The organism is Pseudonocardia sp. T1-2H (assembly GCF_038039215.1).
GTDB lineage: Bacteria > Actinomycetota > Actinomycetes > Mycobacteriales > Pseudonocardiaceae > Pseudonocardia.
This window is the reverse complement of record NZ_JBBPCL010000001.1, coordinates 6,236,156-6,255,879: the sequence shown is the minus strand read 5'-3', so window position 1 is coordinate 6,255,879 and position 19,724 is coordinate 6,236,156. Positions and strand designations below refer to the sequence as shown.

The window sequence follows — 19,724 nt, the reverse complement described above, 5'->3', positions numbered from 1 at the left end:
ATCGCGCAGATTGCGCTTCGCGGTTTCCCGGGCCCGTCCGGGTAATCGGGGGGCTTGGCGGCGGGCCCGGGTGATCAGCGATCTCGGCCGTCCGCGTTTAGCAGGGCCAGGGCGCGGGGAAGAAAATCGCGTGGGAGTGCGCGCCTGGATCGAGAGCTGGCCGGTGGTCCGTCAGGTGTCGGGCGACGACCCGCTCGGTCGTGGCACCGCGTCGCGGTCGCACGGCGGGATGGTCGACAAGCGGGCCCGGACGCAGGACGCCGACAGCGTCACGAAGTCGATCTGCCCGTTCTGCGCGGTCGGCTGCGGGCAGCAGATCTTCGCGAAGGACGGGAAGGTCATCCACGTCGAAGGAGACCCGGATTCCCCCATCAGCCGCGGGAAGCTGTGTCCCAAGGGCTCCTCGACCCTCTCGCTGCTCACCGCGCCCACGCGGCAGACAAAGGTCCGGTACCGCAGGCCGTACGGCACCGAGTGGGAGGACCTCGACCTCGACACGGCAGTCGACATGATCGTCGACCGGGTGCTGGCCACCCGGGAGCACACCTGGCAGGACGTGGACGACCAGGGCCGGCACCTGCACCGGACCATGGGGATAGCGAGCCTCGGAGGGGCGACCCTCGACAACGAGGAGAACTACCTCATGAAGAAGCTCTACACGGCGATGGGCGCGGTGCAGATCGAGAACCAGGCCCGTATTTGACACAGCTCCACCGTTCCCGGTCTGGGAACCAGCTTCGGTCGCGGCGGCGCGACGAACTACCAGCAGGACCTCGTCAACTCGGACTGCATCGTGATCCAGGGCTCGAACATGGCCGAGGCGCACCCGGTCGGGTTCCAGTGGGTGATGGAGGCCAAGAAGCGCGGCGCCACGGTGATCCACGTCGACCCGCGGTTCACGCGCACGTCCGCGGTGGCCGACCTGCACGTGCCGATCCGCGCCGGCACCGACATCGCGTTCCTCGGCGGGCTCATCCACCATGTGCTGGAGACCGGCGCGTACTTCGAGGACTACGTCCGCGCCTACACGAACGCCCCGATGATTCTGCGCGAGGACTTCAGGGACACCGAGGACCTCGACGGCCTGTTCTCCGGGTTCGACCCCGAGAAGGGCACCTACGAGGTGCGCTCGTGGGAGTACGAGGACACCGAGGTCGGCGCCGCGGTCGGCCCCCGCGACGACCGCTCGAAGGTCCCCGAGCACGAGCGCGGGCAGATCGCCGGCTCCGGCGGTGCCCCGATGGGCCAGGAACCCCGCCGGGACGACACGCTGCAGGACCCCCGGTGCGTGTTCCAGGTGCTCAAGCGCCATTTCTCCCGCTACACCCCGGAGATGGTGCACGAGGTCTGCGGCATCTCCCCGGAGACGTTCACCCGAGTCGCAGAGGCGCTGACGCGCAACTCGGGCCGCGAGCGCACCAGTGCGTTCGCCTACGCGGTGGGCTGGACCCACCACACCGTGGGTGTGCAGTACATCCGCGCGGCGTCGATCCTGCAGATGCTTCTGGGCAACATCGGACGGCCCGGGGGCGGCATCCTCGCGCTGCGCGGGCACGCCAGCATCCAGGGCTCCACCGACATCCCCACGCTGTTCGACATGCTGCCCGGCTACATCCCGATGCCGCACGCCCACCGCGAGCAGGACCTCGAGACCTACATCGCCGCCAACACCGGCGACAAGGGCTACTGGGGCAACATGGACGCCTACGTGATCAGCCTGCTCAAGGCCTGGTTCGGCGACGCGGCCACGCCGGAGAACGACTACTGCTTCGACCACCTGCCCCGCCTCGACGGCGACCACTCCAGCTTCGAGACCGTCATGGCCCAGGCCGACGGCGAGGTGCCGGGCTACTTCGTGATCGGGGAGAACCCGGCCGTCGGCACGGCCAACTCGCGCCAGCAGCGCAGGGGGCTCGCGAAGCTGGAGTGGCTGGTGGTCCGCGACCTGAACATGATCGAGACGGCGACGTTCTGGAAGGACGGCCCGGAGATCGCGACGGGAGAGATGCGCACCGAGGACATCGGCACCGAGGTGTTCTTCCTGCCCGCGGCCGCGCACAGTGAGAAGGACGGCACCTTCACCAACACCCAGCGGCTGCTGCAGTGGCACCACAAGGCGGTCGAGCCGCCGGGCGACTGCCGCAGCGACCTGTGGTTCTACTACGAGCTCGGCAAGCGGATGAAGGCCCGGCTGGCCGGCTCGGCGGATCCGCGCGACCGGCCGATCCAGGACCTGACCTGGGACTACATGGTCGACGACATCGGAGAGCCCAGCGCCGGCGACGTGCTCCGCGAGATCAACGGCGTCGACGCCGACGGCAAGGCGGTGAGCGGCTACACCGCGTTGAAGAACGACGGGTCGACCTCCTGCGGCTGCTGGATCTACTCCGGCGTGTACGCCGACGAGGTCAACCGGACGATGCGCCGCAAACCCGGCGGCGAGCAGGACATCATCGCGGCGGAGTGGGGCTGGGCGTGGCCGATGAACCGTCGCGTGCTCTACAACCGCGCCTCCGCCGATCCCGACGGCAGGCCGTGGAGCGAGCGCAAGAAGCTGATCTGGTGGGACGGCGATTCGTGGACCGGACCGGATGTCCCGGACTTCCCGGCCACCACCGCCCCGGACTACCGCCCGCCGGAGGGGGCGCGCGCCGAGGAGGCCATCGGCGGAAGCGAGCCGTTCATCATGCAGGCCGACGGGCGCGGGTGGCTGCACGCCCCGGCCGGGCTGCTCGACGGGCCGATGCCGACCCACTACGAGCCGCAGGAGTCGCCGGTGCCCAACGCGCTCTACCCGGGGCAGCGGGCCAACCCCGCCCGGCAGGAGTTCCAGCGGCCGGAGAACCGCTACCACCCCGAACCAGGGGTGCCCGGCGCGCACGTCTTTCCCTTCGTGTTCACGACGTTCCGCGTCACCGAACACCACACCGCGGGCGGCATGAGCCGCTGGACGCCGCACCTCAACGAGCTGATGCCGGAGATGTTCCTGGAGATCTCCCCCGAGCTGGCCACCCTGCGCGGGTTGGAGAACGGGCAATGGTGCCACGTCGTCACGGCCCGGTCGGCGATCGAGGGCCGGGCCCTGGTCACCGAGCGGGCCAAGCCGCTCCGCCTGGGGGACGCCACGGTCCACCAGATCGGCGTGCCCTGGCACTGGGGCTCCAACGGCCTCTCGACCGGCGACGCCGCCAACGAGCTGCTGAGCGTGGCGCTCGACCCGAACGTCCACATCATGGAGACCAAGGCCGCCACCTGCGACATCCGCCCCGGCCGGCGTCCGCACGGGCCCGACCTGGTCCCCTACCTCGCGGACTACCGCCGGCGTGCCGGCCTGGAGAGCTGATGTCCCACTCGCTGTACGGACCGCTGGAGGACCCGTCGGGGAACGCGGGATACCCCGACGGGCACCCGCCGCGCGTCGGGTTCTTCACCGACACGAGCGTCTGCATCGGCTGCAAGGCGTGCGAGGTGGCGTGCAAGGAGTGGAACGCGCTGCCCGCCGACGGCAGCCACCACGACGAGCCCGACCTGCTCGACCTGTCCGGTATGAGCTACGACAACACCGGCGGCCTGGGCGCGAGCACCTACCGGCACGTGGCGTTCATCGAGCAGAAGGTGCCCAAGCGCGAGTCGGCCACGGTGGACCTGGGGATGCCGTCGCCCGCGCTTCCCGGGGCGGACTCCGAGGGAGACGCCACCGAGGTCCGCTGGCTGATGGCGTCGGATGTCTGCAAGCACTGCACCCACGCCGCCTGCCTCGACGTCTGCCCGACCGGAGCGCTGATCCGCACCGAGCACGGCACCGTGCTGGTGCAGGACGACATCTGCAACGGCTGCGGCTACTGCATCCCCGCCTGCCCGTACGGCGTCATCGACCAGCGCAAGGGGGACCGGGACAAGGGCGGCGGGGGCGCCTTCAAGTGCACGATGTGCCAGGACCGCCTCGGCGCCGGCCTGCAGCCGGCGTGCGCCACGGCGTGCCCCACCGAGTCGATCCAGTTCGGCCCCCTCGACGGGCTGCGCGAGCGCGCCGCCGCCCGCCTGGAGGAGCTGCACGAACGTGGCGTACCGGAGGCCCGGCTCTACGGCCATGACCCGGACGACGGCGTGGGCGGCGACGGCGCGTTCTTCCTGCTGCTCGACGAGCCAGAGGTCTACGGCCTGCCTCCGGACCCGGTCGTCACCACCCGCGACCTGCCCTCGATGTGGAGGCACGCGGCGGTGGCCGCGCTGACCGTCGCCGGCACCGTGGCGGCGGCATTCCTGGGAGGGCGGGGATGACGGCCGGGACCACCGGACGGGGGCGCCACAAGGGCGGCCGCGGCGAGCAGCTGATGGTGCCCGACGCCGAGTTCAGCTCCTACTACGGCCGGCCGATCCTCAAGAGCCCGACGTGGAAGGTCCCCGACGTCCCGCTCTACCTCTACCTGGGCGGTGCGGCGGGCGTGTCGGCGTCGCTCGCGGCTCTGGCCGACGTCACCGGCCGCCCGGAGCTGCGGCGCGTCGGGCGGTTCGCGGCGCTGGGCGGCGCGCTGGTCAGCGTGGGGGCACTGATCCACGACCTGGGCCGGCCGAAGCGGTTCCTGCACATGCTGCGGGTGATCAAGCCGACGTCGCCGCTGTCGGTGGGATCGTGGATCCTCTCGCCGTTCGGCACCCTGTCAGGGCTGGCCGCGGCGTCGGAGCTGACCGGGATCGCGCCCGGGATCGGCCGGCTGGCCGGGTTCGGGGCCGGCGCGGTCGGGCCGGCGATGACCACCTACACCGCGGTCCTGCTCGCCGACACGGCCGTGCCCGCATGGCACGAGGGCTTCCGGGAGCTGCCGTTCGTGTTCGCGGGCAGCGCAATGGCTGCCGGCGGCGGCATGGGCCTGCTGGCCGCGGGCGACACCCGTCCCGCGTGGCGCGTGGCCGTCGCGGGCGCGGTGCTGGAGCTGGGAGCCACGGCGCTGCTGGAGCGCCGCGTCGGGTACGCGCGGAAGGCCTACACCGGGGGCCGGGCCGGCGCGCTGCTGCGCGCGGCCCGGGCCGCGACGGTCGCGGGGGCGGCGGGCGCCGTCGTGGGCCGGCTGGTGCGGGGACGGCGCGGCCGGGCGCTGTCGATCGCGGCCGGCGTGCTGCTCAACGCGGGATCGGCGGCCACCCGGTTCGGGGTGTTCGACGCCGGCATGGTGTCCTCCCGCGACCCGTCCTACACGGTGGTCCCCCAACGGGAACGGCTACGGGACCGCGCCGACGGCGCATGACGCAGCGGATCGGGGGCTCCGCACGTCCAAGCCGGATCCCGAGGCACCCCCTCCGGCACCCGGCGCCGTTCCACGGGCGCGACATCCACGTCCGGCTGCGAACGGCGCAGCTCGGCACCGGATGGTCTGCCGCCGTCCCGGCCCGTCCGCCTACTGCGGGGACAGGGCGTTCAACGAGACGATTCGCGGGCGGGCATGCCCGTGGGGTCCTGTCACCGCATCCATGCTGCCGGGTCGCCGGACAGGCGAAGCCGTCTCCAGCAATCCGAACGGCCGGTCATCGAGGTGGACCGGCCCGTGGGCCCAGGGTGGCCGGGTCGGCCCGTGCACGACTTCCGGGGAGGATCTGATGTCGCGCCGGGTAGCGGATCAGCATCGCGGACACCACCCCGAGCCAGCCGGCAACGATCAAGAGCTGGACGAGCTCCACGGCGCCGACGGCGGGGCCGCCCAACAGGGTCAGCGCGCTCAGCGCGCTACCGAGCAGCAGCACCGCCGCGCAGCAGGCCATGCCGAGCGGCCACAACCATCTCCGGTGCAGCACGCGCCTGGCCTGGTGCCCGACAAGGACCATCGCGGCCGCCGCTGCGATCATCCCGACGACGCCCGACACGGTGTGCAGGTCGGGGAGCTGATCCAGCAGCGGCGCCGACCGTTCGACCCGCCGACAGACCGGGTCCGCGGAAGGAGCACAGGTCATGGGACTGATGCCGTCGACGATCCCCGCCCCGCCGACCATGCCCACCCCGGCGGGGCCCGCCAACCCTCGGCCTGACGGTCGACCCAGCCACTCCCAGACACCCACGGCCAGGACGACGATCAGGACGCCGGCGGCGACGTCGGCGGCCCGGAACCAGCTGCTGTGCGGTGAACCACGCACCGCCAGCTCGCTGACGAACGCCCGGGTCGGGTTCAGCCGTCGCCCGGCCAGAGGAGCGAACAGGAACCAGATGTAGCAGCAGACCCCGGCCACCCCTGCCCAACCTGCGCAAACGGTCCGCCGTCTGCGGGCACCGGGGACGGACCGGAAGCTCGGGCCGCCGCTCGGCGTCGGCCGCATCAGGGGCCCGGGCCGACGACGACCGCGGTGACGGTGGCGTGGTCGGGAACTGGGCGGCGCGACCGCCAACCGGGGTACCGGTCATGTGACCAGGATCGTGGCCGAACGCACGAAGCGCCAGCCAGGTGAGATCCCCGGGCCGACCAGCCGGAATGATGTACGGACAGCCCGGCACCCAGGGCTCCTCAGCGGTGGCGCCGGAGATCGGCGCTCGTCGGCGCGCAGCCCTGTCGCCAGTCGGTGTGACTGGGACCAGCGGCCCCGCAGATACTCATGCCGGACCTCGAAGGTCGAGCGAGCAGGGCGATCACCCGGCGGCCACCAGTGGTGCAGCCGAACCGCCTGCGTCGATCATGTGGAGGGTCCGGTCCACGCCGGATCCTGGTCGCAACAACATGGCGGAGGGGCCGTCGCATCGCGACGGCCCCTCCGGTTCGCGTGATGGCGGTGGTTATCGGGTGAAGGCTCCTGTCGCCTCGGTGCCTCGGGATGTCTGCACCTTGTAGTTCACGTAGGTGGCCGCCGGGGCCGGCCTGGGCCGCACCGAGAAGGCTCCGGTGCTGTCGACGGTTGCGCTGCCGATCTTCACCCAGGCGCCGTTGGCGGTGCCCTGTGCGTAGACCACGACCTGGGTCGGCGGGTTGAGGATCAGCCCGGCGCCCGGGACGGTCGACGTGCCGTCGACCCGCAGGTCCGATCCGCCTCGGGAGCGGGCCGTGGCGACGTTCAGGGTGTCGCCCACCGGGTTGAGGGTCACGTCGACCGAATGGGACACCGGCGGACTCGCCGTGGTGTTCGTCGCCGTGAACGTCACGACGGTCGGTGTGGCGTCGACCGGCGGCCTCGGGCCCTGGTCGGTCGTCGCCGCCCACGTCGGCAGCGTCACCGTCGGCTTGTTGGTGGTGCCGTTGGCGATGGTCGGCACCGGTCCGCTCTTGTACACGGTGGAGAACGACGTCGCATTCGTCGAGGTGCTGCCGTCGATCACCGTGGCGAGGCCACGGGGTGCGGTGAGCGTGGCGGCCGCCACCTTGGCGGTCGGTGCCGCACCCCCGGCCACGCCACCCGCACCGCAGGGGCTCGGATCACAGTTCGGCGGAGCGGGCGGTCCGACCGGCGCAGCAGTGGTGCCTGCCCGGGACGCAGGCCCGCCGGTGATCACGACCGGAGCCGTGGCAGACAACCCGCCGGCGGCGGTCACCCTGACGGTCGCCGGCGGCGCGACCATCGGGAAGGTGGCGGCGCTCGAGTCGGAGATCGTGCCGATGCCCTCGACGGTGAGCGGATAGGCCGCCGGAGCGACCGCCGACGCCTTGACCGTCAGAGCCCCGACCCCCGCGTCGTCGACGCCGTACGAGGCCTGGGTCACCGCGATTCCGGCGATCTTCGCGACGGCGGTGCTCGGGGGTGTGTCGGTGTTGTTGCGCACCGTCACGTCGGTGACGGTGGCGCCCGGGGTGATCGGTACGCGGGCGTAGAACCGGTCGTTGCCCTCCTGATGCGCCATGATCGTGGTCGGGAACTTCCCGTCCTGTCCGACGACCTCGAGTGCCGCGCCGGTCGAGGTCGCGAAGACGTCGACGAAGTCGCCGTTGACGACGGCGGAGTCGGCGGTGACCCCGGTGTTCGTGGCGATCTTGCCCTGAACGGTGAAGAGGTCGGTCGAAGCGACCTGGGTGCCATTCTGTGCGTCGAGCGAGAAGCTGTTGCGGACCGGGCCGCCCGTGATCGTGTGCGGGATGGCCGGGTCGCCGAGGTATCCGGCAGGGGCGGCGTTGCCCGTCCACTTGAGCCACGGCCCGACGTCGCCGTTGAGGGCCAGGGAGAAGTTCCCCACCGAGGGGGCCACGTCGCGGACGAGCTTGCCGGCTCCGGTCGAGTCGGTGTCGATCGTCAGCTGGCCGTAGGGGTGCTTGACGGTGATCGTCTGGTTGGCGGGCCCGCCCTTGACCACGACCCGGATGCGGGTGAAGGTCTGCTGGCCGCCGGCCGCGACGCCGTTGACGAAGGCGGCCTCGAGCCCGCTGGTCAGCACGGCCCGGCCACCGCCGGGGAGGTCGAGCGTCGAACCCGCCAGGAAGTAGAAGATCTCTTCGGGGAAGTTGTCCGGGAACGAGATGGGCTGCTCATCGTGCGGGACGGTGCCGGGCAGCAAGCCGCACAGCAGGTTGTCCTTGTCCAGGCACAGTTCCAGGCGCTCGCCGGCCTTGTCCTGGTACCAGGTCGGGAACCCGTGATCGGAGCTGGTCGGGCCCACGGCCTTCAGACCGGCAGCGTCCTTGACCGTGACTCCGGTGGCCGCGAAAGCCGGCTGAGACGCGAGGAGCGTCATCGTGAGAGCAGCGACGACTGCGACAAGACGCCGGACCATCGCCGACCGGCGATGCCGGTAGCCGGTAGTCCGGGAACTGCGGTCCCGCACGAGACCTTCCATCTGGAGCCCCCCAGGGTTGATCGCCGCGCCGGCATCGGCCTCGGGCCGCCGCAGAGCCAGGCTTTACTGTTCGTCAGCGCCGGTGGATCTCGACAGCCGAGAATGGGGAGGACCCGACCCCCATTCGGGGGTATTGACGCCCGGCCGCACGGAGCTATGTGCGCTCGGTCGGCTGCAGCCGTAGGCAGCAGGCGAGGGTGCTAGCCGATCCGACCGAAGAACTGCACGCCTCGCCGGCGGCCGGGTGGCCGCGCTGGGCTACGGCGTGCTCGGCGGCCTGCCCCTCGGCGTCCGGGTCCCGTTCGACGCCGCGGCGTTGGGCCTGTTCTGCGTCGTCGGAGCGATCACCGCCACGCTGTCCCAGGTCGCCACGGGCCGCGGCTGGCAGCTCCCCGTGCTGACGGGCTGAGGGCGCGCGTGGCCGACGGCCCGGCGCCGGCTCTCGAGGACGCGGACCCGTGTCGACGGTGTCAGCGCCTCCCCGGCGGCCGTTTCCGCGGCCCCGATCCGGGAATCCCGCCGCTATGCCCTCCGGTCCCGTCGTCATCGCCTTCGACGGCTCCCCCGCCGCGCTGCGCGGCCTGCGCGAGACCGCGGCGCTGCTGGGTCCGCGGCCCGGCCTCATCGTCGTGGTCTGGGAGGCGGGAGCCGCCTACGACCTCGCCACGATCCCCAGCAGGAGCCTCGACCTCCCGCCCGGCCGGCTGGACCTCCGTCCGGCCGCCGAGCTGGACCAGGAGCTCTACACCGACGCCCTGGAGCTGGCCCGCCGCGGCGCCGCGATCGCCGTGTCCCTCGGAATGCCGGCCGAGGGGGTCGCCGTCGCCGACGAGAAGACGGTGAGGGACACCCTCGTCCGGGTGGCGCGCGAGGTCGGCGCCGCCGCCGTCGCCGTGGGCAAGCACGACCACGGAGCGCTGCACGACGTCCTGCTCGGCAGCACGGTCGAGGGACTCCTGCGGTACGCCCCGTGCCCGGTGCTCGTCGTGCGGCACGTCGCGCCGGAGTCCTGAGCCGCTACGGCTCGGCGAGTTCGGCCAGGTAGGAGCGCGGCAGCTCGGACTCGATGTCGTGCCACTCCTTCGCCACCACGGCGTCCCGGATCGTGTTCAGCACCGCACGGGCGTGCGCGCGGGCGACGTCGACAGGCACGCCCTCCCGCTCGGCGATCCGCCGCACGAACTCCTCCAGCGACATCTTCTGCGCCGGTCGGCCGCTGTACTGTCGCCAGCCGTCGAGCACCGGCCGGAACTCGGGCGGCAGCTCCTTGACGAGATCGTCCACCTCGCCGCCGGCGATCCGCTCGCCGAGCGTCTCCAACACGGCTTCGGTCGCCCGCAGCGCGGTGTCACGGTCCGTCCCGGCCCGGTCGACGACCCACTGCAGGAACTCGTCGAGCGGCATCGGGATACCGGAGGGCCTGGTGCCCTCCAGCAACGGCCCGAAGTCGGCGGGCAGCTCGCGCACCACGTCCTCCCACGCGTCCGCGGTGACGGCCCGGCTCAGTGCCAGGAGCGCGGCGTGCACGTAGCGGCGCGCCGTGTCCTGGTCCACCTCCGTCCGCTCGGCCACCCGGGCCACGAACGCGTCCGCGTCGAGGAGCTCGTGCGGCTCCTTCGGCGACAGCCAGGACCGTGTCGCCTTCGGGGCCTGCGTCTGGACCTTGTGCAGGGGCCCGGCGTGCACCCGCTGCGCGAGCGTCACCAGCGTCGCGCGGGCGGCGGCCACGGCCGTCTCGCGGTCGACCCCGGCCTCGCGCTCGACAATGGAGAAGAAGCGGTCGTCGTCCATGGCCGTGGGGTGCACCCGGATCCGGCCGCCAAACGGTGCCCACGGGCCGGAATCCCCCGCCGATCCTCACCATGCCAGGTTCATGCCCGGACGGGCCCTACCGGGCCGGGCTCCGCGCGCGAGCCTCGCGGCGGTCTCAGCGGTGCGATCGCGTCGTTCGCGTGCCCCGCGCAACTTCTCGGCGCCCCCGGTCGTCGTGCACCAGGGAGGACTCCTCGAGGTCGATCTCCCGCAGGACATGGACGAAGGCATCCTGGTCGAGTTCGCCCTTGTCGCGCAGCTCGACGAGCCGGGCGCGGGCCGCCTCGAGCATCTGCCGGCGAAGCCTCCGGTAGATGAGGGCAGGAGGCTCCCGCTCCACCTCAGCGCCTCCCGCCAGAGCAAGGGTGAGGCGACGTTCGGCCTGTTGCCGCAGCCGCTGCACCACCTCGGGCGGTGGGTTCTCCCGCTCCAGGATCTCGTCGAGACGCTCCAGCCCCGCGGCGGCGGCGGCCCGTTGGGCGAGCGTCTCCTGCTCGGCGTGGACGGCGTCGTCGTCGACCGGCGGCCGGATCCGGCGCACGAGGGCGGGCAGGGTCAGCCCCTGGCCGAGCAGCGTCGCCACGATGACCACGAAGGTGAGGAACAGCAGTAGCTCCCGCTGCGGGAACGGCGCACCGCCGGCCGTGGTGGTCGGCAACGCGAGCGCGGCCGCGAGCGACACCACGCCGCGCATACCCGCCCACGACACCAGCGCCGGCAGCTGCCACGGCGGGGCGGGGTCCCGTTCCCGGAGTCGCCGGGACAGCAACGGCGGCAGGTAGGCCGCCGGGAAGACCCACACGAACCGACTGATCACCACGGCGGCCACGACGGTGACGGACACGGACGCGAGGAATCCCGCCGAGTAGCGGTCCAGCCCGGCGACGATGTCCGGCAGGCGCAGCCCGATCACCACGAACACCACGCCGACCAGCGCGTACTCGATGACCTGCCAGAACGAGTGGGCGACCAGCCGGGCCTGCGCATCCATCAGCCGGGGTGCCTGGTGTCCGAGGTAGAGCCCGGTCACCACCACCGAGACCAGCCCGGACGCCCCGATCGCCTCGGCCGGCAGGTAGGCGAGGAACGGGGCGAGCAGCGACAGCATGGCGTCCGACATCGGGTTCTCGACCCGGGCCCGCACCTTGGCGAGCAGCCGGGCGACGCCCCAGCCCACGGCCAGACCCCCCGCGCTGGTGAGCAGGAACCGCCCGACGGCGTCCCCCAGGCCGAAGGATCCGCCGACCACGGCCGCCACCGCCACCTTCAGCGCGGTCAGTGCGGCGGCGTCGTTGAACAGGCTCTCGCCCTCCAGGATGGCGACCACCCGGCGCGGCATTCCCGCCTCCCGGCCGACCGCGACAGCGGCCACCGCGTCCGGCGGCGCCACCAGCGCGCCGAGCACCATGCCGGCGGCCAGTGGCAGGCCCGGGACCAACAGGTGGGCGAGGTAGCCGACGACGACCGTGGTGAACAGGGTGTAGCCCACCGCCATCAGGGCGATGGGGCGGGCGTTCGCCCGCAACGCCGGCACCCAGGTGGTGAACGCCGCCGCGTACAGCAACAGCGGTAGCCCCACCTGCAGCACGAGCTCGGGCGGCAGGCGGTAGTCGGGGAAGCCGGGCAGGTACGCGAGACCGACGCCGACGATCAGCAACAGGACCGGTTCCGGCAGCCCGACCCGGCGGGCCGCCGCGCGGACCACCGCGACGACGAGGATCAGCGCCGTGACCTCGAACACCACGTCCATGCACCGGCTCCAGTCTCACCGAGGCGACGACCCGGACGTCAGCCCGGTTCCTCCGCCACGAGGTCGCGGAACTGGCCGGGCAGCTGCCCGACGACCTTCTCGTAGGTGTCCTCGGGCACCGCCTCGCGCAACGTGGCGAGCACGGCGCGGAAGCCCGAGTGCACCTCGTCGCGTCGCAGCCCCGTGCGCTCGCTGACCTTCTCCTCGATCTCCTCCAGCCCCACCCGCCGCGACGGACGGCCCTTCACCGCGCGCACCTCCCCGTCCAGGCCGTCCGGCAGACCCGTCATAAGGTCGCGGACCGTGCCCTCGCTCAGGCGCTGGGCGATCGCCTGCAGCGTCGCCCGGGTCAGGTCGGCGGCCTCCTCGCGGCCGAGCCCGGTGCGCGCGGCCACGGACGCGAAGAACTCCTGCTCGTCCACGTCGAACTCCTCTCGGTGATCCCGCCGCGAGCGCACGGCACGCCCGCCGGCTCGCCGGTCGGCGGCGTCAGCCACAGATTGTGCTGCTCGGGGCGCCGACCGGCTTCGCTCCACCGGAATGAGGTGTGCCGGGTTCCCTGGGCCCGCGAGACCGAGCGCGGTACCGGCTACCGGGGAAGGCGGCCGCACCTGCTGCACACGAGGCGGTGGCACCCCGGCGCGCCGAATCGCGGCCGCGCTCCCCCTTCCGGGCCCAGAACGGCGGGAGAACTTCACGCGCCGGGGTCGAGGCGCGGCGCCGACCGGGTGGATGAGGATCGGCCGCCAACCCACTGGCGAGGAGGCCGTCGCTCATGGAGTCCTTCGACGTGGTGGTCGTCGGTTCGGGCCCCGGTTCGGAGCCGGTCTGGTCCTCGGCCGAGGGCCGCTCGGTCGCCGTGGTCGAGCGCGCACTGGTCGGCGGGGCGTGCCCGTACCTGGCGTGCGTGCCCAGCAAGTCGATGCTGCGCAGCGCCGCGGTGTGGGGGACGGCGGCCGATCCGGAGTTCGCGCCGTTCTTCCTCGGGCCCGTCGACCCCGCACTGGCCTTCCGGCAGGCGGTGCGGCGCCGCGACCAGGCCGTGCACGACCGGGACGATTTCGAGGCCGCCGAGCGGCTGCGCCGCAGCGGCGCCCGGCTCTTCCGCGGCGACGGCCGGGTCGTCGAGCCCGGGGTGCTGGACGTCGGCGGGGTCCGGATCCGCTACCGGGACCTCGTGCTGGTCACCGGTTCGGTGCCGATCCTGCCGCCGATCGCGGGGCTGGGCTCGATCACGCCGTGGACCAGCGAGGATGCGCTCACCACCAGCGAGCTGCCGGAGTCGCTCGTGGTGGTCGGCGGTGGCCCGGTGGGCTGCGAGCTCGGGCTGCTGTTCGCCACGTTCGGCACCGTCGTCACCATCGTGCAGCGCGCCGACCGGTTGCTCCCGCGCGAGGAGCCCGCCGTCGCCGAGACACTCACCGAGAGGCTCGACACCCTCGACGCCCGCACCCTGCCCGGCACGACGGTCGTCGACGTGGCCCCGCGCGGCGCCGGGGTTCGCGCGACCCTCGACATCGGACGGCCCGTCGACGCCGATCGGCTGCTGCTCGCGGTGGGTCGCGAGCCGCGGGCGCAGGACCTGGGTCTGGAGAACCTGGGGGTCGAGGTGCGGGCGGGCGCGCCGGTGCCGGTCGACGAGCGGTGCCGGGTGGTCGGCGCCGAGCACGTCTGGGCCGCCGGCGACGTCACCGGCATCGCGTCGTACACGCACACCGCCGACTACCAGGGCCGGGTGGTCGCGGCGAACCTGCGCGGCGAGGACACCCGAGCGGACTACCGGGCCGTTCCGCGTTCCGTCTACACCGACCCGAGCGTCGTCGCGGTCGGGCACACGGAGGCGAGCGCCCGCGACGCCGGGATCGACCCGCTGACCGCCCGGGCGGACATCGGCGAGACCGCGCGATCGGTCACCGAAGGCGTCCACCAGGGCTGGGTGCGGCTGGTGGCCGACCCCGCACGAGAGGTGCTCGTCGGAGCCACCGGCGTGGGCGGCCGGGCCGAGGAGTGGGTGTCCGAGCTCGCCCTGGCGATCCGTGCGGAGATCCCGATCCGCGTCCTCGCCGACGTCGTCCGGCCCTTCCCGACCTTCAGCCGCGTGCTGGACGGCCCGCTGCGCGAGCTGGCCCGCGCCCGGGAGCACTCCGCCGCGACCGGCCGCTGAGCCGGCCGACGTGCCGTCAGTCGGCGCGGTGGCGGGCGTCGAAGAGCGAGTAGACCCCGAACACGGCCAGCCCGACCGCCAGCACCAGCAGGAGCAGCTGGCCGAACGGCTGCGCGCCGAGCGCCTTCAGGCCCGCGTCGAGGCCGACCGGCTGGGTCGGGTCGTAGCGTACGGCCGCGACCACCAGCAGCACCCCGGACGTGCCGTACGCGACGCCGAGCGCGGGCCAGCCGACCCGGCCCAGGCGCATCACCAGCAGCGACCGGCGCAGCCCGGCGCCGCGCAGGTCCAGGTCCCGCAGGAACGCTTCGCTGAGCCCCCGGTACACCGCGTACCCCGCGACGGCGATGATCCCGAGCCCCGCCAGGACGAGCAGGAACGGGCCGCCCGGGAAGCTCGAGGACCGCCGACGGGACGGGCTTGGACGACGGTGGGGCGCCGCCGTCGGCGGCCACATCGGCGGCGGTCTTCGCGAGCAGCCCGAACACGACCGCCTCGGCCAGGTCGACCGCGGTGCGCCGGACCCGCTGCGCGCGCGGCAGCCCGCGGTGCCCGAACAGCACCTCGGCGAGCTGCCACAGCACGAGCGCGACGAGGCCGAGGGCGACCACCCAGAGCAGGACCCGCCCGAACCCGGTGGCGGCGACGGCCTGCAGGGCGCCGGCCTTGTCCGCCCGCCCGGGGCCACCCAGCGCGATCCGGGCGGCGAGCACGGCGATCAGCAGGTGCACCACGCCGTAGGAGACCAGCCCGATCCGGCCGAGCGCGTGCAGGACCGGATGGTCCCCGATCTTCTCGGCCACGTCCGCGGCGTCGAGGTCGGCCTCGTCGGTCGTGTCCTGTGGTTGTGGTGGGACGTTCCGGGCATCCGGCACGAGTGCACCTCCTCGGGGCAGACCGGATCCTCACCCATCCGGGTGCTCTGCGCCAGCGGCCGGAGCAGGGCCGGCCTTCAGGCGCTGATGTCGCCGAGCCGCTGGGCTCGGCAGGCGAGATGCAGGAACAGCCGCTGGTCCGCGTCGTCCTCGTCGATCCCGAGCACCTCGAAGGCGCGTTGCACCCGGTAGCGCACCGCGTTGCGGTGCAGGTGCAGCACCTCCGCGGTGCGGGCCGCCGAGCCCTGCAGGTCGAGGTAGGTGCAGACGGTGTCGATCATCGCCTGGCGCTTGGCCGGGGTGAGGTCGGCGATCGGGGCGAAGAGCCGGTCGATCGACTGCTGCACCGTCGGCGAGCCGTACCACTCGAGCAGGGTGGCGCGCATGCCGACGGAGTCGAAGTGCACCGCGACGTTGCTGCGCCGGCGGAACCGCGCCGACGACACGGCCAGGCGGGCCTCGGTCGCGCTGCTCGCCAGCCCGGCGATGCCCGGCCGCGCGGTGCCGGTCCCGCAGAACATCCGCAGTCCGGGTACCCGCCCGACCAGGGCCTTCAGCACGAAGTCGAGCTGGCGGTGGAGCCGGGCGTGGGTCTCCTGGCGGGGCGGGTTGTCGCCGGTCCACAGCAGCAGGACGACGGCCGGGTCGTGCCCGACGTGCCAGGTGCCGGGCATGCTCGCGGCGGCCTGCAGGGCGAGCGAGGCCAGCTCGTCGCGGATCTCGTAGGCCGCGACGTCGTCGCCGGTGACCTCGAGCAGGTTGTCCGGCTCGATCCGGGTGACGACGTGCCAGCCGTCGACGGGGATGCCCAGCCGCCGGGCCGACGGGGCGATGGTGGCGCGGGCCCCGCGGTCGGCCTCGACCAGCTGGACCAGCACCTCCCCGGCCGAGCGACGGGACACCTGCTCGGCGCGCACCCGTTCGGCGGTGAGCCGGGTGGTCTCCGCGGCGATCCGCCACAGCACCATCTCCAGCAGCGCGTCGGCGTCCGGGTCGCCGGGGCGCTCGGTCCACAGCCAGCCGTCGTGGTCGGGCCCGGCGGGGACGGCGAGCACCTGGTCGTCCTCGGGGCGGGGCCCGATGCGGACCGTCCGCCCGAGCAGCATGCCGACCCGGTCGAGCAGCACGTCGACGCTGTCCAGGGCCCGCCCGTCGATCGTCTCGCAGACCGCCCGCGCCCGGTCCACGGTCACGCTGAGCCGATCCGTGGCCTGGCGGACCATGGTGCCCACCGCGGCGGTGAGGTCGACCTCCGGTGCGAGCCGGATGACGGCGACCCCGGCGCGCCGGGCCAGCGCCAGTGCCGTGAGCGACAACCTGGCGTCCTCCGGGAGCACCACGACCAGCGCGGCGACCTCGCGGGCGGCGGCCCGGCGGACCACCACGTCGAACCGGTAGTCGCCGGTCAACGCGGCCAGCCCCCGCTCGAGGACGACGAGGGCACCCGGCGGGGCGTCGTCGACCTGGTCGACCTGCTCGACGAGGCGTACGTCCGCGACCCGCCGGTCGGTCGGGCCGACCAGCACCTCGACGGCACCGGGGTGCCGGTGGGCCAGCAGGTCCACGACCGATTCGAGCGTGCTCACCCGCGCAGTATGACCTGCATACAGGGTGTGAGTGCACAAGAAATATTGACGTCCCTTTTCCGACACACTTCGTCGGATTGCACAATCCGATCTTCAACTTGGGCGCTTTGGCCATGGAGTGGCGGCGCGCCCGGACCTACCTTCCGGATATGACGAACGACCCTCCCAAGCTCGACGAGCAGGACCTGGTGGACCTGTCCGTCGGCTGCACGGTGCTGGCGGGTGGCGGTGGTGGTGATCCGCGGATCGGCCTGCTCATGGCGCTGAACGCCGTGCGGCGCACCGGCCCGGTGCCGCTGATCGACCTCGACTCGCTGGCCGCCGACGACCTGGTCGTGCCGGCGGGCATGATCGGCGCGCCGACGGTGATGGTCGAGAAGATCCCCAACGGCAACGAGGGCGACGTCATCCGCGCCGCGTTCGAGGCGCGGCTGAACCGCCCGGTCGCCGCGCTGATGCCGTTGGAGATGGGCGGGATCAACGGGGTCCTGCCGGTCGCCTGGGCCGCGCACGCCGGCCTGCCGCTGGTGGACGGCGACCTGATGGGCCGCGCCTTCCCCGAGCTGCAGATGTGCACCCCGCACCTCTACGACATCCCCTCCTGGCCGTGCGTCGTGGTCGACGAGCGCTCGCAGGTGATCACCTTCGAGCCGCGCGACAACGTGTGGCTGGAGCGCCTGGCCCGCAACGCCGTCTCCACGCTCGGGGGCTGCGCCTGCGCCGGCCTCTACCCGATGGACGCCCGCACCGCGGCCACCCCGCTGCTGCGCGGCACCGTGTCCCGCGCGGTGCAGATCGGCCGCACCATCCGCACCGCGACCGACGACCCCTTCCGCGCCCTGGACGCCCAGGTCGACCTGTACCCCCTGCTCACCGGGAAGGTCGTCGACGTCGACCGGCGCACGGCGGGCGGCTTCGTCCGCGGGTCGGCGGTGGTCGAGGGCATCGAGCACGACGCCGGGCGGCTGGTGCGCATCGAGTTCCAGAACGAGAACCTGGTCGCGATGGAGGACGGCGAGGCGCTGGCCACCGTCCCGGACATCATCACCCTGCTCGACCGGCACTCCGCGCGCGGCATCGTCACCGAGCACATCCGCTACGGGCAGCGCGTGGTCGTCGGCGTGTTCCGCGCGCCCGACCAGTGGCGCAGCGAGCGCGGCCTGTCCGTGGTCGGCCCGCGCGCCTTCGGCTACGACCTCGACTACGTCCCCGTGGAGGACCGCCATGCCCGGGTCGGTTGACCTCAGGATCGGGATCGACGTCGGCGGCACCAACACCGACGCCGTCGTCCTCGACTCCGCGAACCGCTTGCTCGCCAAGCACAAGACCCCGACGACGCCCGATCTCACCAGCGGTATCACCAGCGCGCTGGAGGCGGTGCTGGGGCAGATCGACCAGCCCGTCGAGCGGATCACCCACGTCATGCTCGGCACCACCCACGCCACCAACGCGATCCTGGAGCGCCGCGACCTGCTCAAGGTCGCCGTCGTCCGGATCGGGGCGCCGGCCACCGTGTCGATCCCGCCCTTCTCCGACTGGCCGGACGACCTGCGGCAGGTGGTGTCCGCGGGTGAGGTGGTCGTGCCGGGCGGCAGCGAGGTCACCGGGGTGCCGCTGGTCCCCTTCGGCCGCGACGAGGTGGCCCGCTTCCTCGAGAAGGTCGGCGACAGCGCGGAGGCGGTCGCCATCTCCGGGGTGTTCTCGCCGGTCTCGGGGGACCACGAGCAGGAGGCCGAGCAGGTCGTGCGGGAGGTGCTCGGCCCGGACATCCCCGTCAGCCTCTCCCAGGGGATCGGCGCGCTCGGCCTGCTGGAGCGGGAGAACGCCTGCATCCTCAACGCCGCGCTCGTCGGCGTCGCGCACAAGGTGGTGCACGGGCTCACCGCCGCTCTGGCACAGAACGGGATCGACGCCGTCGCCTTCCTGACGCAGAACGACGGCACCCTCATGGGCCTGGACTACGTGCTGCGGTTCCCGGTGCTCACCATCGGCAGCGGCCCGGCGAACAGCATGCGCGGCGCCTGTTACCTGGCGGACGTCAGCGACGCCGTGGTGGTCGACGTCGGCGGCACCTCCAGCGACGTCGGCATGCTGCTCAACGGGTTCCCCCGGGAGTCGAGCACCCCGACCGACATCGGCGGCGTGCGCACCAACTTCCGGATGCCCGACCTGGTGGCCATCGCCGTCGGGGGCGGCACGCGGGTCACCGGGTCGGCCGAGGACGTCCGGGTCGGCCCGGAGAGCGTCGGCTACCGCCTCCGCGAGGAGGCCCTGGTCTTCGGGGGCGCCACCCCCACGCTGTCCGACGCCGCCGTCGCCGGCGGCCGCGCGAGCATGGGCGACGCCGGCGCCGTCGCCGGGCACGAGGAACTGCTGGCCGCGGCGCTGCGCCGGGCCGACGAGCTGGTCTTCGTCGCCACCGACCAGATCAAGACCGCGCGCGGACCGGTCCCGCTGGTGGTCGTCGGCGGCGGGAGCGTCATCCTCCCGCCCGAGGTGCCGGGCGTCGCGCAGATCGTGCGGCCGGAGAACTACGACGTGGCCAACGCCATCGGCGCCGCCATCGCCTCGGTGTCCGGCCAGGTGGACAAGGTGTTCAAGCTGGCGGGCCGGGACCGTCAGGAGGTCCTGGACCTCGCCTGCGCGGCCGCGAAGGACGAGGCGATCAGCGCCGGCGCCGACCCGGCGGCCGTCGAGATCGTCGAGGTCGAGGAGGTCCCGATGGCGTACCTCACCGAACCGGTGGTCCGGATCCGGGTGAAGGCCGCCGGGCCCCTCGGCCGGATGTGACCACGGG

At 73.0% G+C, this 19,724-nt stretch carries 15 protein-coding genes and 1 pseudogene; 8 read left to right on the top strand and 8 right to left on the bottom strand.

The features are described 5' to 3' along the window. Nucleotides 1-130: 130 nt before the first annotated feature. From fdh to nrfD, 3 genes are read left to right on the top strand one after another with little or no spacing between them, the layout of a single operon-like run. Nucleotides 131-3,343: a formate dehydrogenase gene (gene fdh / locus WBK50_RS30805; protein WP_341338925.1), complete on the top strand. Its 3,213-nt coding sequence runs from the start codon at nt 131-133 to the stop codon at nt 3,341-3,343. After that, nucleotides 3,343-4,281 carry a 4Fe-4S dicluster domain-containing protein gene (locus WBK50_RS30800; protein ID WP_341338924.1) on the top strand — a complete coding sequence of 313 codons (939 nt, stop codon included), beginning with the start codon at nt 3,343-3,345 and terminating at the stop codon, nt 4,279-4,281. Before fdh ends, WBK50_RS30800 begins: the two co-directional genes overlap by 1 nt. After that, complete coding sequence (gene nrfD / locus WBK50_RS30795; protein ID WP_341338923.1) at nt 4,278-5,246, top strand: NrfD/PsrC family molybdoenzyme membrane anchor subunit; 969 nt, start codon at nt 4,278-4,280, stop codon at nt 5,244-5,246. Before WBK50_RS30800 ends, nrfD begins: the two co-directional genes overlap by 4 nt. Before the next feature lie 277 nt (nt 5,247-5,523). Here the strand turns inward: nrfD and WBK50_RS30790 are convergent, their stop codons facing one another. Next, nucleotides 5,524-6,219, bottom strand: coding sequence for a DUF998 domain-containing protein (locus WBK50_RS30790; protein ID WP_341338922.1), 696 nt, complete (start codon nt 6,217-6,219; stop codon nt 5,524-5,526). A 538-nt stretch (nt 6,220-6,757) separates the two neighbouring features. Then, nucleotides 6,758-8,563, bottom strand: a complete 1,806-nt coding sequence (locus WBK50_RS30785; protein WP_341338921.1) for a hypothetical protein — start codon at nt 8,561-8,563, stop codon at nt 6,758-6,760. Nucleotides 8,564-8,984: 421 nt separating this feature from the next. On the opposite strand from WBK50_RS30785, the gene WBK50_RS30780 reads away from it, so the two are divergent. Both WBK50_RS30780 and WBK50_RS30775 read left to right on the top strand, forming a co-directional pair. Beyond that, nucleotides 8,985-9,149 carry a hypothetical protein gene (locus tag WBK50_RS30780; protein ID WP_341338920.1) on the top strand — a complete coding sequence of 55 codons (165 nt, stop codon included), beginning with the start codon at nt 8,985-8,987 and terminating at the stop codon, nt 9,147-9,149. A gap of 115 nt (nt 9,150-9,264) precedes the next feature. Further along, nucleotides 9,265-9,753 carry a universal stress protein gene (locus WBK50_RS30775; protein WP_341338919.1) on the top strand — a complete coding sequence of 163 codons (489 nt, stop codon included), beginning with the start codon at nt 9,265-9,267 and terminating at the stop codon, nt 9,751-9,753. Between the two features lie 4 nt (nt 9,754-9,757). On the opposite strand, the gene WBK50_RS30770 is transcribed toward WBK50_RS30775, so the two are convergent. The 3 genes from WBK50_RS30770 to WBK50_RS30760 form a co-directional block, all read right to left on the bottom strand. Continuing rightward, entirely contained in the window at nt 9,758-10,531 is a 774-nt protein-coding gene (locus WBK50_RS30770; protein WP_341338918.1) for a DUF2267 domain-containing protein, read from the bottom strand. A 136-nt stretch (nt 10,532-10,667) separates the two neighbouring features. Further along, nucleotides 10,668-12,302, bottom strand: a complete 1,635-nt coding sequence (locus WBK50_RS30765) for a Na+/H+ antiporter (RefSeq protein WP_341338917.1) — start codon at nt 12,300-12,302, stop codon at nt 10,668-10,670. A 38-nt stretch (nt 12,303-12,340) separates the two neighbouring features. Further along, entirely contained in the window at nt 12,341-12,724 is a 384-nt protein-coding gene (locus tag WBK50_RS30760; protein WP_341338916.1) for a DUF2267 domain-containing protein, read from the bottom strand. Between the two features lie 353 nt (nt 12,725-13,077). Here WBK50_RS30760 and WBK50_RS30755 point away from each other — a divergent pair, with 353 nt between their 5' ends. Beyond that, nucleotides 13,078-14,466: a dihydrolipoyl dehydrogenase family protein gene (locus WBK50_RS30755; RefSeq protein ID WP_341338915.1), complete on the top strand. Its 1,389-nt coding sequence runs from the start codon at nt 13,078-13,080 to the stop codon at nt 14,464-14,466. Between the two features lie 16 nt (nt 14,467-14,482). Here WBK50_RS30755 and WBK50_RS30750 read toward each other — a convergent pair whose 3' ends face one another. From WBK50_RS30750 to WBK50_RS30745, 3 genes and pseudogenes are all read right to left on the bottom strand, one after another. Further along, nucleotides 14,483-14,923: a DUF1206 domain-containing protein gene (locus tag WBK50_RS30750; RefSeq protein WP_341338914.1), complete on the bottom strand. Its 441-nt coding sequence runs from the start codon at nt 14,921-14,923 to the stop codon at nt 14,483-14,485. 160 nt (nt 14,924-15,083) lie between these two features. Beyond that, nucleotides 15,084-15,179: pseudogene (locus tag WBK50_RS35505) on the bottom strand (hypothetical protein); the annotation flags it as partial. A 239-nt stretch (nt 15,180-15,418) separates the two neighbouring features. Continuing rightward, nucleotides 15,419-16,927, bottom strand: coding sequence for a PucR family transcriptional regulator (locus WBK50_RS30745; protein WP_341338913.1), 1,509 nt, complete (start codon nt 16,925-16,927; stop codon nt 15,419-15,421). A gap of 149 nt (nt 16,928-17,076) precedes the next feature. On the opposite strand from WBK50_RS30745, the gene WBK50_RS30740 reads away from it, so the two are divergent. Beyond that, nucleotides 17,077-18,168 carry a DUF917 domain-containing protein gene (locus tag WBK50_RS30740; protein ID WP_341338912.1) on the top strand — a complete coding sequence of 364 codons (1,092 nt, stop codon included), beginning with the start codon at nt 17,077-17,079 and terminating at the stop codon, nt 18,166-18,168. Continuing rightward, nucleotides 18,152-19,717, top strand: a complete 1,566-nt coding sequence (locus tag WBK50_RS30735; protein WP_341338911.1) for a hydantoinase/oxoprolinase family protein — start codon at nt 18,152-18,154, stop codon at nt 19,715-19,717. Before WBK50_RS30740 ends, WBK50_RS30735 begins: the two co-directional genes overlap by 17 nt. Nucleotides 19,718-19,724: the final 7 nt, after the last annotated feature.